At 67.9% G+C, this 13,511-nt stretch carries 13 protein-coding genes; 6 read left to right on the top strand and 7 right to left on the bottom strand.

What is annotated here, in order from left to right:
• Positions 1 to 64 precede the first annotated feature (64 nt).
• The 4 genes from AC1ROD_RS10415 to AC1ROD_RS10400 all read left to right on the top strand — a co-directional run bounded on the left by AC1ROD_RS10415 (position 65) and on the right by AC1ROD_RS10400 (position 4,471).
• Positions 65 to 829: a tetratricopeptide repeat protein gene (locus AC1ROD_RS10415; RefSeq protein ID WP_492948171.1), complete on the top strand. Its 765-nt coding sequence runs from the start codon at positions 65 to 67 to the stop codon at positions 827 to 829.
• 26 nt (positions 830 to 855) lie between these two features.
• Positions 856 to 2,286, top strand: a complete 1,431-nt coding sequence (locus AC1ROD_RS10410; protein ID WP_492948170.1) for a PQQ-binding-like beta-propeller repeat protein — start codon at positions 856 to 858, stop codon at positions 2,284 to 2,286.
• A gap of 79 nt (positions 2,287 to 2,365) precedes the next feature.
• Entirely contained in the window at positions 2,366 to 3,979 is a 1,614-nt protein-coding gene (gene der, locus AC1ROD_RS10405) for a ribosome biogenesis GTPase Der (RefSeq protein WP_492948169.1), read from the top strand.
• Positions 3,980 to 4,012: 33 nt separating this feature from the next.
• Positions 4,013 to 4,471 (top strand): lysozyme inhibitor LprI family protein, encoded by a 459-nt coding sequence (locus AC1ROD_RS10400; RefSeq protein ID WP_492948168.1) that lies wholly within the window; start codon positions 4,013 to 4,015, stop codon positions 4,469 to 4,471.
• Positions 4,472 to 4,480: 9 nt separating this feature from the next.
• Here AC1ROD_RS10400 and AC1ROD_RS10395 read toward each other — a convergent pair whose 3' ends face one another.
• Positions 4,481 to 4,903: a VOC family protein gene (locus tag AC1ROD_RS10395; RefSeq protein ID WP_492948167.1), complete on the bottom strand. Its 423-nt coding sequence runs from the start codon at positions 4,901 to 4,903 to the stop codon at positions 4,481 to 4,483.
• A gap of 210 nt (positions 4,904 to 5,113) precedes the next feature.
• On the opposite strand from AC1ROD_RS10395, the gene AC1ROD_RS10390 reads away from it, so the two are divergent.
• Together AC1ROD_RS10390 and AC1ROD_RS10385 are read left to right on the top strand one after the other, a co-directional pair.
• Complete coding sequence (locus AC1ROD_RS10390) at positions 5,114 to 7,723, top strand: TonB-dependent receptor (protein ID WP_492948166.1); 2,610 nt, start codon at positions 5,114 to 5,116, stop codon at positions 7,721 to 7,723.
• A gap of 11 nt (positions 7,724 to 7,734) precedes the next feature.
• A complete protein-coding gene (locus tag AC1ROD_RS10385; protein WP_492948165.1) occupies positions 7,735 to 8,580 on the top strand; it encodes a hypothetical protein in 846 nt (281 codons plus the stop codon).
• Here the strand turns inward: AC1ROD_RS10385 and AC1ROD_RS10380 are convergent, their stop codons facing one another.
• From AC1ROD_RS10380 to AC1ROD_RS10355, 6 genes are all read right to left on the bottom strand, one after another.
• Positions 8,581 to 9,417, bottom strand: a complete 837-nt coding sequence (locus tag AC1ROD_RS10380; RefSeq protein ID WP_492948164.1) for a LytR/AlgR family response regulator transcription factor — start codon at positions 9,415 to 9,417, stop codon at positions 8,581 to 8,583.
• The gene (locus AC1ROD_RS10375; protein ID WP_492948163.1) at positions 9,414 to 10,094 is read right to left on the bottom strand and encodes a DUF2306 domain-containing protein; all 681 of its coding nucleotides are present in this window, start codon (positions 10,092 to 10,094) and stop codon (positions 9,414 to 9,416) included. Before AC1ROD_RS10375 ends, AC1ROD_RS10380 begins: the two co-directional genes overlap by 4 nt.
• Before the next feature lie 77 nt (positions 10,095 to 10,171).
• Positions 10,172 to 10,927: an SDR family NAD(P)-dependent oxidoreductase gene (locus AC1ROD_RS10370; RefSeq protein WP_492948162.1), complete on the bottom strand. Its 756-nt coding sequence runs from the start codon at positions 10,925 to 10,927 to the stop codon at positions 10,172 to 10,174.
• 36 nt (positions 10,928 to 10,963) lie between these two features.
• On the bottom strand, positions 10,964 to 11,314 hold the full coding sequence (locus AC1ROD_RS10365; protein ID WP_492948161.1) for a VOC family protein: 351 nt from the start codon (positions 11,312 to 11,314) through the stop codon (positions 10,964 to 10,966).
• 28 nt (positions 11,315 to 11,342) lie between these two features.
• Positions 11,343 to 12,857, bottom strand: coding sequence for an amidophosphoribosyltransferase (gene purF, locus AC1ROD_RS10360; protein ID WP_492948160.1), 1,515 nt, complete (start codon positions 12,855 to 12,857; stop codon positions 11,343 to 11,345).
• 27 nt (positions 12,858 to 12,884) lie between these two features.
• A complete protein-coding gene (locus AC1ROD_RS10355; protein ID WP_492948159.1) occupies positions 12,885 to 13,481 on the bottom strand; it encodes a CvpA family protein in 597 nt (198 codons plus the stop codon).
• Positions 13,482 to 13,511: the final 30 nt, after the last annotated feature.

Here is a 13,511-nt window from a genome sequence, read left to right as displayed (position 1 = left end):
GGAGCGACGTTGACCCACTAGGGTCCGCGCGGTTTTGCCGAATAGCTTTTGGGGCGACGTTTCCGTGGTTGATGTCTTCGAGCAGGTCGAGGAGGAGCTTCGCTCCGATCGATACAAGCGCCTTTTCCTGACCTTCGGGCCGATCGTCGGCGGCGTCCTGCTGCTGGCCCTGATCGGCGCGCTGGGCTGGTGGGGCTGGGATTCGTGGCAGAACTCCAAGGCCGACAAGGCTTCCCAAGCCTATGATCGCGGTCTCGAAGCGCTGCAGCAGGGCAATGTCGCCGGCGCCGGCGCGGCCTTCCTGGAAGCCGAGAAGGAAGGCAACGGCGCCTATAAGGCCCTGGCCCTGCAGCAACGCGCGGGTCTGGCCGTCCAGGCCAACAACCTGACCCAGGCCGTCGAACTGTTCGACGAGGCCGCCAAGGCCTCCGGCGATCCGATCCTGAAAGACACCGCCGCCTACAAGGCCGCCCTGATCATCTTGGACACCGGCACGACCGATGACGCCATCAAGCGCCTGACGCCGCTGGCCGCCGAAGGCCGTCCGATGCGCCCGTTCGCCCAGGAAGCCCTGGCCATGGCCAATCTGCAGGCCGGCAAGCCCGCCGACGCCCGCGTGCTGTGCGTCCAGCTAACTCTCGGTCAGGACGTGCCCGACGCGGTCCGCCAGATCGCCCAGCAGTGCATCGACGCCGTCGACACCGGCGCCGCGACGAACGTGAACGACATCATCAAGGCCCAGAAGGCCCTGCCGCCGCAGGCTCCGGCCTCCGCCCAGGCCCTCATGGGCGCCCAACCCGAGGCGGCCGCTCCGGCCGCCGCACAATGACGGATCGCGCCTTGAAGACGACGCACATGACCCGCGCCCTGAAGATCGCCCTCATCGGCGGTCTGGCCGTGACCGCCGCCTCCTGCGCCGCCCAGCGCGAGATGCTGCCCTTCGGCCTCGGCGGCAAGAAGGCGAACACCGCCGTCGCCACCGCCGGACAGCGCGTCTCGGTGCTGGAGTTCGAACAGCAGCTGGCTCCGTCGGCCGCCCTGTCGGGCCGCGACTTCTTCCTGCCGGGGCCCCAGGCCGCCAACGCCTGGCCCCTGCCGGGCGGCACCGCCGAGAATTCGGTCGAACACGTCATCGCGGCGGCGGACTTCACCGTTGCCTGGAAGCGCGACATCGGCGCCGGTTCGGGCAAGACCCGCCAGGTCATGGCCCCGGTCGTCGCCGACGGCGGTAAGGTCTTCGTCCTGGACGGCGAATCGACCGTGACGGCCGTGGACGCAGCCTCGGGCGAGATCCTGTGGAAGCACGACGTGAAGCCGGAAGGCCATGAGCGCGGCGAAGGCATCCTGGGCTTCAACATCCGGATGGGCGGCGGTTCGTCCCTGACCGGCGGCTTCGGCGGCGGCGTCGCCGTCGGCGGCGGCAAGGTCTTCGTGGCCTCGGGCTATCGCACCATGTCGGCGCTGGACGCCGCGACCGGCGCCGTGGCCTGGACCGTGACGGTCGACAGCCCGATCCACGGCGCGCCCACCGTCGCCGGCTCGCGCGTCTATGTCGTCGACATCGACAACCAGATCATCGCCTTCAATACCGCCAACGGTCAGCAGGAATGGTCCTACCGCGGCATCACCGAGCCGGCCCGCATCATGCGAGCCTCGTCTCCGGCGGTGGTCGGCGACACTGTCGTCGCTCCGTTCTCGTCCGGTGAAGTGGTCGCCCTGCGCGCCTCCAACGGCCAGCCGGTCTGGAATCAGGTCCTGTCGCGCACCAGCCGCACCAGCGCCCTGTCCGAGATCCGCGACATCGCCGGCCGTCCGGTCGTCTCGCGCGGCTTCGTGTACGCCGTCAGCCACTCGGGCGTGATGCAGTCCATGGACATCCGGTCGGGTCAGCCGAAATGGACCCTGCCGGTCGCCGGCGTCAATGCGCCCCTGCCGGCCGGCGACGTGGTCTATGTCGTCTCCAAGGCGGGCGAACTGACCGTGATCAACCGCGACACGGGCGCCGTCTACTGGACCAAGGACCTGAATATCGGTCGCGTCCGCAAGGAAGGCGGGGTCTTCGGCTGGTGGGATCGCACCGTCCGTCCGGAGTGGTCGGGCCCGATCCTGGCCTCCAACCGCCTGATCCTGGTCAACTCCGACGGCGACGCCGTGGCCTTCAACCCCAAGACGGGCGAGCAGACCGCTTCGATCAAGCTGGGCGCCGCGGCCTATATCGCACCGGCCGCCTACAACGGCGCGCTCTACGTCCTGAACGACAAGGGCCAGCTGGTCTGCATCCGCTAGAACCCTTACGGGTTCATTAGTTTCACCTATTCGGGCGGGGGCGCTGACGCTCCCGCCCAAAACACGTTAGAAGGCCAGTATGGCATTGAAGGTCGCCATCGTCGGCCGCCCCAACGTGGGCAAATCGACCCTGTTCAACAGGCTGGTCGGAAAGCGCCTCGCGCTGGTCGACGATCGCCCGGGCGTGACCCGCGACCGTCGCTATGCCGACGGCACGATCGGGGACATGGATCTGACCCTGATCGACACCGCCGGCTATGAGGACGTCACCGACGACAGCCTCGAATCGCGGATGCGGGAACAGACCGAGGCCGGCATCGAGGACGCCGACGTCATCCTGTTCATGATGGACGCGCGCGAAGGCGTGACCTCACTGGACGAGATCTTCGCCGAAAGTCTCCGGCGTCAGGACAAGCCGGTGATTCTGCTGGCCAACAAGTCCGAGAGCCGCGAGAGCGGCGGGGGCGTCGGCGAGGCCTATTCGCTGGGTTTCGGCGAGCCGGTGGCCATCTCGGCCGAGCACGGGGAGGGGATGGCGGATCTGTACGCCGCCCTCGTCACCGCCAGCGCCGACATCTTCATCGAAGAGATCGACGAGCCGGACAAGCCGATCCGCATCGCCATCATCGGCCGTCCGAACGCCGGCAAGTCGACCCTGATCAACCGGCTGATCGGCGAGGACCGCCTGCTGACCGGGCCCGAGGCCGGGATCACCCGCGACTCGATCTCGGTCGACTGGGAATACGAGGGCCAGAACATCCGTCTGGTCGACACCGCCGGGATGCGCCGCAAGGCCCGGGTGCAGGAGAAGCTGGAGAAGCTGTCGGTCGCCGACACCATCCGCGCCATCACCTTCGCCGAGGTCGTGGTGGTGGTCATGGACAAGGACAACGCCTTCGACGTCCAGGACCTGCAACTGGCCGATCTGGTCGAGCGCGAGGGCCGGGCCCTGGTCTATGTCGCCTCCAAGTGGGACCTCGAAGAGAACCCGCAGGCGCGCATGGCCGAGCTGAAGCGGATGGCCGACGACAAGCTGCCCCAGCTGAAGGGCTCGCCCTTCGTCGCCCTGTCGGCCCATTCGGGACGCGGGGTCGAGCGGCTGATGCCGGCGGTGCTCAAGGCGCACGAGACCTGGTCGGTCAAGGTCAAGACCAAGGACCTCAACGACTGGCTGTCCATGGCCACCCAGAGGCACCCGCCGCCCGCCGTGGACGGCAAGCGCATCAAGACCAAATACATGGCCCAGACCAAGGCCCGGCCGCCGACCTTCGTGCTGTTCGCCAGCCGGGGCGGCAATCTGCCGGACCACTATCTGCGCTATCTGACCAATTCGATCCGCGAGAGCTTCGACCTGCCCGGCGTGCCGATCCGGCTGACGGTCAAGGGCGGCTCGGAGAACCCCTATGCTGCGGGCGGCGCCAAGTCCGGCCCCGAACGCTACAAGGGCGACGCCAAGACCGCGCCGCGCAAGGTGCGCAAGAAGGAAGAGGAAGAGTCCCGTCTGCCCGGCAAGGCGCTGGAGCAGAAGAAGACCCGCGTCGCCAAGCCGCGCGTCATCAGCGGGGTGAAGGCGTCCTCCTCCAAGAAGGCCGGCTCTTCGGTGGCGATCCAGAAGGGCGCGCGCGGCGGGGCGAGACAGGTCTCGCGCTCGGGCCGTATCCGCACGGGCCAGAAGCACGCGCCGAAGAAGTAGGGTGACGTGGCGGAGGCGTGTTAGGCTCCTCCCATGCTCGTCCTCTTCCTCGCCGCTGCTCTCCTGTCCCAGGACCCCGAGCCCGCGCTCGACTGCGACAACGCCATGACCACCCTCGACGTCAACGCCTGTATGGCGAAGGACCTCGAGGCGGAGGAGGCGCGCATGAACGCCTATCTCAAGGCGGCGATCGGGGTGCTGCGCGAAGAGGCGGAGACCCCGGAACAGGGTAACGACCTGGCGGTCGAACTGCAGGCCAGTCAAAAGCTCTGGGCCGATTATGCCGAGAGCGCCTGTCAGGCGGTCTACAGCCGCTGGCAGGGTGGCACGATCCGCGTCTCGATGGCGCTTTCCTGCAAGCAGGACCTGACGCTTGAGCGGACCCACGTCATCTGGGTCAACTATCTGGCCTATATGGACTCCACGCCGCCGCGGTTGCCGGAACCTGTCGCCGCGGCGTCCCGAGATGAACCGGTCAACACCGACGACTGACTGAGAGTCCTACGCCGCGAAGCTCACATACCCCTCAGGACTGATCGGCCAGGCGGGGTTGAAGGCGATTTCCCAGGCGTGGCCGTCGGGGTCGGCGACATAGCCGTTGATCCCGCCCTGCGGCGGCTCTTCGGCCGCGCGGAGGATCCGACCGCCCGCCGCCGCCAACCGATCCATCAGGGGCGCGACGGCCCCGCTCTCGCCGACGTTGTGGGCCAGGGCGAAATCGCCTGACGTATTGGCCACAGGCCGCCTGGAATCCTTCGCCAGGGCCGTTCGGAGCCAGGTCCCCAGAACAAAGCCGTTCATCTGGTAGAAGACGACCTCGCCATTGTCGAACACAGGCGTCCAGCCGAAGCCCTCCGCGTAGAACCGCTTCGACCGGGCCACGTCATCGATCCCGAGCGTGACCACAGACATCTGTTGTTGCACGACTTCTCTCCCGTTGAGCCGATCAAACGGGCGGATCGACGGGCTCGTTCCCGCGTGAAGACCGGCGTTGGGTGGAATGATCCGCTCGCCCGCTCAACCGTCTTTGCCCCGTCATCGGCTTATGACGGAACGGCCATCGACCTGTGTTCGAACTGAAGTCTGACCGCCCTAGGAGCGCCTTGTTGCACTGCACCAAGAAGGGGGCTTCTCATGCGCAAATTCCATTCGGTTCGCGGTCTCGCGGCCGGTCTTCTGGCCACCAGCGCCCTGTGCGCGCCGGGCCTGGCCTTCGCCCAACAGGCGGCGCCGACCGCTCAGGATGACGCCTCCCAGGTCGATGAGGTCGTGGTGACCGGTCAGCGCGCGGCCGTGCGCAACGCCATCGCCCTCAAGCGTTCCGAGTTCGAGGTCATGGACGCCGTGTCGTCCGACGACATCGGCAAGCTGCCCGACCACAACACCGCCGCCGCCCTGCGCCGCATTCCCGGCGTCTCGGTTCAGGAAGATCAGGGCGAGCCGCGCTTCCCGGTCCTGCGTGGCCTGACCTCGACCTACAACCGCACCACCATCGACGGCGCCATCGTCGCTTCGGTCGACGAGAGCGCCCGCACCGTGCCGCTGGACATCGTCCCTTCGGTGATGGCCGGTCAGGTTCAGGTCATCAAGACGGTGACGCCCGAGAACGACGGCAACGCCATCGGCGGCGTCATCAACATCACCACCCGGAGCCCCCTGAGCGTGGGCCGTCCGTTCTTCAACGGCATGGCCTCGTACGGCGTCTATGAGCAGCACGGTGACGTCCGCAACGATGATCCCTCCTACCGCCTCAGCTTCGCCGCCGGCACGACCTTCGGCGCTGATGAGCAATGGGGCGTGGTCGTCGGCGCCAGCCATGAACAGCTGGACTACGACATCCCGCAGATGGAGGTCGCCGACCCCTCGGTGCGTGAGTACACGGCCGCCGGCGCCCCGGTGAACTCCGGCTCGGCCACCGGGAACGGCATCCAGGTCCCGACCCAGTCGCGCCTGTTCTGGTACAACAACACCAAGACCCGCGACGGCGTGAACGGCAAGATCGAGTGGCGGCCGAACGTGAACTTCCACTGGGAGGCCTCGGGCCTGTGGGCGCACATGGAGGACGACGAGGAGCGGATCGAATACCGCATCGAGCCCGTCGGCAACGTCACCAACCAGACCGCGACCAGCGGGACCTTCGCCAGCGGCCGGGGCATCATCGGCCTGAACCAGCCGATCACCAAGCGCGAGATCAGCCTGGCCCGAACCGCCTTCAACTGGGACGCGACCGACCAGTGGGCGATCGACGGCTCGCTCGTCTATTCGCACGCCAAGATGGAGCAGCCGAACACCTCGGTGACCTTCACCACCCGCGACGCCCAGGCCGCCAACTACGGCTTCAACTATGACACCTCAGGCTTCTTCCCGGTGTTCACGCCGCGCACCGCGGGCCTGACGACCGCCTCGAACTATTTCCTGACCCAGTACCGCGACAGCCTGGTTCAGTCGTTCGAGAACACCACCCAGTTCAATCTGAACGCGGCCTTCGACGACGGTGGCGCGGACCGCAATCTGAAGGCCAAGGTCGGTCTGTCGCTGCGCACCAGCGACCGCGACTATCAGAGCGCGCGCACCGACTATGCCAACACGGCCTTCAGCTTCGACTCCGTCGACCGCCCCGGCCCGACCGAGCTGATCCACCGCAACCTGGTCTGGGCGCGGATCGACGTTCCCTCGACCTACGACTATTTCAACGCCAACCGAGCGGCCTTCACCCGCACGGTTGCGGCGCGCTCCGGCGACTATTCGGTCAGCGAGGATGTCTCGGCCGGATACGGCCAGGCCAGCTACCGTATTGGCGGCTTCACCGCCCTGGCCGGCGTTCGCTACGAGAAGACCGAGGTGTCGGCCGAAGCCTTCAGCATCCGCTCAGGCGTGATCACGCCGGTGTCGAACGGCGGCGACTACGACAACTGGCTGCCCAGCGTGCACCTGCGCTGGGACGTGCTCGACAACCTCACCCTGCGCGCCGCCTGGACCAACACCATCGGCCGTCCCAACTATGCCTCGCTGGCGGGCGCCGAGAACGTCACCGTCACCGGCGGCGTCTACACCATGTCGCGCGGCAATCCCGACCTGAAGCCGCGCGAAAGCGAAGGCTTCGACCTGTCGGCGGAGTACTATACCCACGACGGCCTGATCTCCGTCGCGGTCTTCTCCAAGGACATCACCAACGAGATCTTCACCTCGACCTCGATCGAGCGGCTGGACATTGACGGCGCCACGCGGGACGTGACGGTCACCACGCCGCGCAACGCCAGCGGCGCGTCGATCCGCGGTATCGAGCTGGCCTTCCAGCAGGAGCTGTCCTTCCTGCCGGCGCCGTTCGACGGCTTCGGCGTCAGCGCCAACGCCACCTTCCTGGACACCGACTTCACCTTCCTGACCAACGGCGGCACGGTCGAGCGTCACCACTCCCTGTTCCTGCAACCGGGCACGACGACGAACGAGTCGATCTACTATCAACGCGGTCCGTTCGAGGCGAAGATCTCGCACAACTACATCGGCGGCTTCCTGGAGACGGTGAACGACACCATCCCGAACGCCGACCAGTTCTGGAAGGGCCGTCACCTGTACGACGCCTCGGTCAGCTGGCGCACCGATCGCGGCGTGACCGTCTTCTTCGAGGCGCAGAACCTGTCGAACTCGGGCCGTCAGGAGAACACCGGCCCCGGCCAGCGCTACCTGCAGGAATCGGCGGAATATGGCCGGACCTTCTGGCTCGGCCTGTCGGCCGCCTTCTGAGGAAACGGACGATGATCGTTTCGGCCCTGTTCGCCCTGGTTCTGTCGGGAGTGGCGCAAGCCGCTCCCGTGCAGGCGGCTCCCGCCGCTCCGGAACATCCGGCCATCCCGCTCGCGGGAGAGGCGCAGACCCTGCGCCGCTATGACGCCCACGCCAGCCAGGGCGTCGCCGTGGGGCCGAACGACGTCTATGCCGTGTCCAACTTCACCCTGGCCCGCTTCGACAAGGCCACGGGCGAGAAGAAGGCCGAATGGGTGGGGGAGCGCAGCCGCTATCCCCACATCAACTCCTGCACCCTGATCGCGGTGGAGCGGGTCCAGCAGCTGGTCTGCGCCAGCTCCAACTATCCGGCGGTCCCGCATGTCTCGACGGTGGAAGTCTTCGATCCCATCGATCTCCATCACATCCGCAGCGTGGCCCTGGGCCTCGGGACGGGGTCTGTGACCTGGATCGAGCGGCACGACGGCTTCTGGTGGGCCATGTTCGCCAACTATGACGGCCGGGGCGGGGAGGCGCCGCGCGATCACCGCCACACCACCCTGGTCAAGTTCGACGACCAGTGGCGGCGGCTGGAGGCCTGGGGGCTGCCGGCCTCGATCCTCGGCCGGATCGCGCCGATGAGCATCTCGGGCGGCGGCTGGGGGCCGGACGGGCGGCTGTATCTGAGCGGGCACGACCTGCCGGAGCTCTATGTCGTCGCCATCCCCAACGGCGGCGGGGTGCTGGAGCATGTCGCCACATACGGCATGGAGGCCGAGGGGCAGGCGATCGACTGGGACGAGAGCACGCCGGGCATGCTGTACGGCATCACCCGTTCCAGCCGCGAGATCCTGGCCATGCGGGTTCCGCTGCCCTGATCAGGTCTTCCCGAGCCGGGCAAGGACGACGTCGCGATAGCCCCGGCTGATCACCAGCTCGGCGCCGCTGTCCAGTGTCGCCCGCCAGGCGCCGTCGGCCAGCGGACGCAGGTCGGCGATACGGGCCAGGTTGATCAGGGTCGAGCGGTGGACGCGAGCGAACCCGGCTGAGGCCAGTCGCGCCTCCAGCTGCTGCAGGGGCTCGCGCAGCAGGCCCTCCTGATCCCGCCAGTGAACGACCGCATAGTTGCCGGCCGACGCGATCCATTCGATGTCGGCGGGCAGGACGGGGGCGCGGCCGCGTCCGACCGAGACGATCAGGGGCGTGGGGGCGTCGGGGGCGCGAGCGGCGATGGTCTGTTCGGTGCGGACGGCATCGAGGGCGGCCCTGAGCGCCTCCATCTCGCGCCGCTGAAGGTCAGTGCGTCGCCACCAGGCCGCGGCAAGCCCGGCGGCGGCGAGGGCGGTGTAGAGCAGGATAGCGACCGGCAGCCGATCAATGGAGCGGTTCAGCACCTCGCCGAACGACCAGTCGGAGCCGCGCATGGCTCCGTCGACCGCAGTCGCGAACAGGGCAGCGAGGGGCACGATGGGAACGGCGAGGACCGCCAGGATTCCCATAGTCTTCGCCCGGTCGCCGAGCAGGTGCAGGGTCGCCCAGACCAGCAGCCCGACCGCCACCCAGGGTGAGAACAACAGGGCCGCCCAGCCGATGGACGGCCACAGCGTCAACCCGAAATCCCGCCTCAGGAACCAGGCCGCCGACACCGCCGTCGCGCCATAGCTGTAGATCGCCAGAGCGGCCATCAGGGCCTGGAAGGGTGGGCGGCGGCTCATGCCGGGACGGCGAAGCGTCGCTTGCGGACCAGCAGGCTGACCAGCCAGATCAGGCTCAGCGACTGGAAGACGACCGTCGGCCAAAGGGCGCTCCAGGGCGAGGGGACGAAGGTGAGGAAGTTGCCGGAAAAGGCCGACAGCACCGCGCTATAGGCGCCCAGCATCTTCCAGAGATGCTCATAGGTCCACAGCTCCGGGCTGAAGGGCCAGTCGCTGGGCCGCGCGAACCGCCACAGGTCCCAGCCGCCCAGCGACAGCGACCCATAGGCCAGGGCGATCAGGATCTGGGGCGGCGCGTCGCCTTGGCCTGTGAGGGCCAGCCCGACGGTGAACAGGCCCACGCCGACGGCGCCCAGGGTCGCGATCCAGTCGATCGGCCGGGCCCGATCCGACGCGCGCAGGTCCGGCCGCTTGCGCCCCAGCACCCGCAGTCCGGAGAACAGCCCCAGCGACGCCGCCGAGGACAGGGCGAGGAAGTAGGCGTTGGGCCTCAGCGCCGTCATCCCCCAGGCGCAGACCAGAAGGGTGGTCATCAGCACCGCGAAGACGCGTCCGGACAGCCGGTGCAGCCGCGAGCCCTTGCGGGTCAGTATGGGCAGGGCGCCGATCAGGACGGCGCAGAAGCCTGAGCCGATGTGGACAACGAGCAGCGGGAGGAAGGGATCGGGGAATGTCATGCCCGACCGGTGGCGCATAGCCCGGCCTGCCAAAACTACGATGGGACGAACGGCGGCCCGGCGGGACAGCGGTCGGTCTAGACGAGCGCCTCGCCCGAAATGCCCTCGCGCCATTCCTTGAAGGAGACCGTCAGGGGCGGGGTCAGGTCGGGGCGGGCCAGTTCGACGATAAGGGGCGCGAGCTCCGACGGATGGGGCACGGTCTCGGGATCCTCGCCGGGGAAGGCCTGACCGCGCATGGCGGTGCGCATCCGGCCGGGGTCGAGGACCGAGACCCGCATTGCCGTGGATTCGATCTCGTCGGCCCAGGCCTTCATCATGGCCTCTGCGCCGGCCTTGGTCGCGGCATAGGCGCCCCAGAAGGCGCGGGGCGTGGTGGCGAGGCTCGACGTCAGGTGGATCACCCGCCCGGCGTCCGACAGGCGCAGCAGGGGCTCGAGCGAGCGGATCAGGCGGAACACCGAGGTGAAGTTGGTCTTCTCGATCTTGGCCCAGCCGCGCGGATCCAGATGAGCGACCGGCGTCAGACCGGCGGCGCCGAGCGTCGCGGCGGCGTTGACCCAGATATCCAGCTTGCCGAACCGCTCGAAGATGGCGCCGCCCAGCCGGTCGATGCCGCCGCCGTCGACCAGATCGAAGGGAACGAGGGTCGCGTGCCTACCGGTCTCGCGGAAGATGTGGTCGTCCAGCTCCTCGAGCCCGCCCTGGGTCCGGGCCGTGGCGACGACGTGGGCGCCGGCGCAGGCGAGAGCGAGGGCGCTTTCATAGCCGATGCCGCGCGAGGCCCCCACGACGAGGGCGATACGGTCTTTTAGAGGCTGGGCAGAAGTCATGGCGCGCTGATAGCGCGGCGGCGCTTCAGGCGAAAGTCAGAACCCCGGCCCAGGCTGCCACAGGCTGAAGCTGAAGCCCTGGTCGTCGCAGACGGTGCAGGACAGGCCGGTGGCGCTTTCGGCCGGGATGGCCGCCTTGCCGCCCAGCTCGACGACGCGGGCGCAGGCGGCCGTGATGTCCGGAACCTTGAAGTAGAGATTGGTCTCGCTGGCCGGATGCTCGGCCTTCACGAAGCCGAACGCCGGATCGCTGTCGGCGACATGGGCATAGGTCGACTTGGAGGCTTCCTCGTCGAAGCTCCAGCCGAACAGGCCCGCGTAGAAGGCCTTCGCCTTGCCGATGTCGGCGGTGTCGAGCGTGAAATAGCCGAGCTGAACCTGGGCCATGGGCGTCCTGTGCTTAAGCTTGCAGGACCTAAGCGCTCACCAGCAGCGAAAGTTGCCGACCGACGGCTTCGCGGCCGCCTTCCTCGATTTCCCGGTCAACCAGACGCGTGGGGTAGTCGCCGGTGAAATAGTGGTCGGTGAACTGCGGGGTCTGGTTGTTGCGGCCGGTCTCGCCCATGGCCTTGTAGAGGCCGTCGACGGACAGGAAGCCGAGCGAGTCGACCTCCAGCATCTCGCGCATCTCTTCCATGGTCTTGTTGGCGGCGATCAGCTGATCGCGCTCGGGCATGTCGATGCCGTAGAAGTCGGGCCAGAGGATCGGCGGGCTGGCCGAGCGCAGGTGGACCTCGGTGGCCCCGGCCTCGCGCACCGCACGCACCAGCTTCACCGAGGTGGTGCCGCGCACGATGGAATCGTCGATCAGGACGACGCGCTTGCCCTCGATCACGGCCCGGTTGGGGCTGTGCTTCATGGCGACGCCCTTCTGACGGGCGCCCTGGCTGGGCTGGATGAAGGTGCGGCCCAGATAGTGGCTGCGGATGATGCCCATCTCATAGGGAATGCCGCTGGCCTGGGCGTAGCCGAGGGCGGCGGGCACACCGGAGTCGGGCACCGGCACCACGACGTCGGCCTCGATCGGGAACTCGCGGGCCAGGCCTTCGCCCATGCGCTTGCGCACGCCATAGACCGAGCGGCCGTTCACGACGCTGTCGGGACGCGAGAAGTAGACGTATTCGAACAGGCAGGGACGGGCGGCCCGGGCCGGGAAGGGCTTGATCGAGCGCAGGCCCTCATGGTCGATGACGATGACCTCGCCATGCTCGACGTCGCGCACAAAGGTCGCGCCGATGGTGTCCAGCGCACAGGTCTCGGACGCCAGCACCCAGGCCTCGCCGATCTGGCCGAGCACCAGCGGGCGGATGCCCAGCGGGTCGCGGGCGCCGATCATCTTGGTGCGGGTCTGGGCGACGAGGGCATAGCCGCCCTCGATCCGCGCCAGGGCGTCGATGAAGCGGTCGACGATCTTGGCCTTACGGCTGCGGGCGATCAGGTGAAGAATGACTTCGGAGTCCGAGGTCGACTGGAAGATCGAACCCTCGCCGACCAGCTGGTTCCGCAGATAGTGGAAATTGGTCAGGTTGCCGTTGTGGGCGATGGCGATGCCGCCCTGGTCCAGGTCGGCAAACATCGGCTGGATGTTGCGCAGGAAGCTGCCGCCGGCGGTGGAGTAACGGGTGTGGCCCACGGCCGCCGGTCCGGGCATCCGTTCCTTCAGATCCGAGCCGCCGAAGGCTTCGCCGACATGGCCCATGTGGCGTTCGGTGTGGAAGCGGGCTTCCTTGACCGCCGCGATGCCGCAGGCTTCCTGACCGCGATGCTGCAGGGCGTGCAGGCCCAGCGCCACGATGGAAGAGGCCTCGTCGCCCGAGGCGCCCCAGACGCCGCAGACGCCGCATTCCAGGCGCGGATGGTCGTCATCCGCGTCTCGATGGTGCTCACGGTGTACGACCGGAGCGGAGATAACGTGATCAAGGCTGCTCATCGTGGGGCTCCGATGATAGCGGGAACTTTAGGGGGCGGCGGCGTCGGGCGAAGTATTGCGAGTTTGGGGCGTACGCAAGGCGTCATCGTCGGAAAATCCTCTGCGGACAGAGGAATCGACGACCGGCGACAGGGCGTCCGCGCCCCGGCCGATCCCCGGCAGGATGATCTGGATGGCGCGGGCGGCGCCGGCGCTGACCGGACGCAGGGCCGCGTCCTTGAGCCAGTGCGGGGTTTTCTCGCCTGGCATGGCCGCGACGATGACCAGATGGATGGCTCCCAGCAGCACCAGCGAGCGGCCGGCGCCGACGAAGACTCCGATGAAACGGTCCACGCCGCCCAGCGTCGGATGGGCCTGGGCCCGCCTGGACAGCATCGAGCCGAAGATGCGGATGCCGAAATAGATGATCAGGAAGCCGGCGACGGCGGCGAAGATGGTGCCGGCCCAGTCGGGGTTGATCAGGGCCCGCCCGATCCGCGAGGTCAGCGGCAGACTGACCAGGGCGAGGAAGGCCGCCAGGATGAAGCTGAGCAGGGTGATCAGCTCGCGCGTAGCCCCGCGCACCCAGCCGGCGGCGGCCGAGGCGAGGATGACCAGGATGGCGAAGGCGTCAAAGCCGGTCACGTAAGCGGGCGATCCTCAACGGGCACGATG

The sequence above is a fragment of the Brevundimonas sp. GW821-FHT12E07 genome (assembly GCF_058807035.1).
Note: the sequence above shows the minus strand (reverse complement) of the source record. Positions and strands in the feature narration are given on the sequence as shown.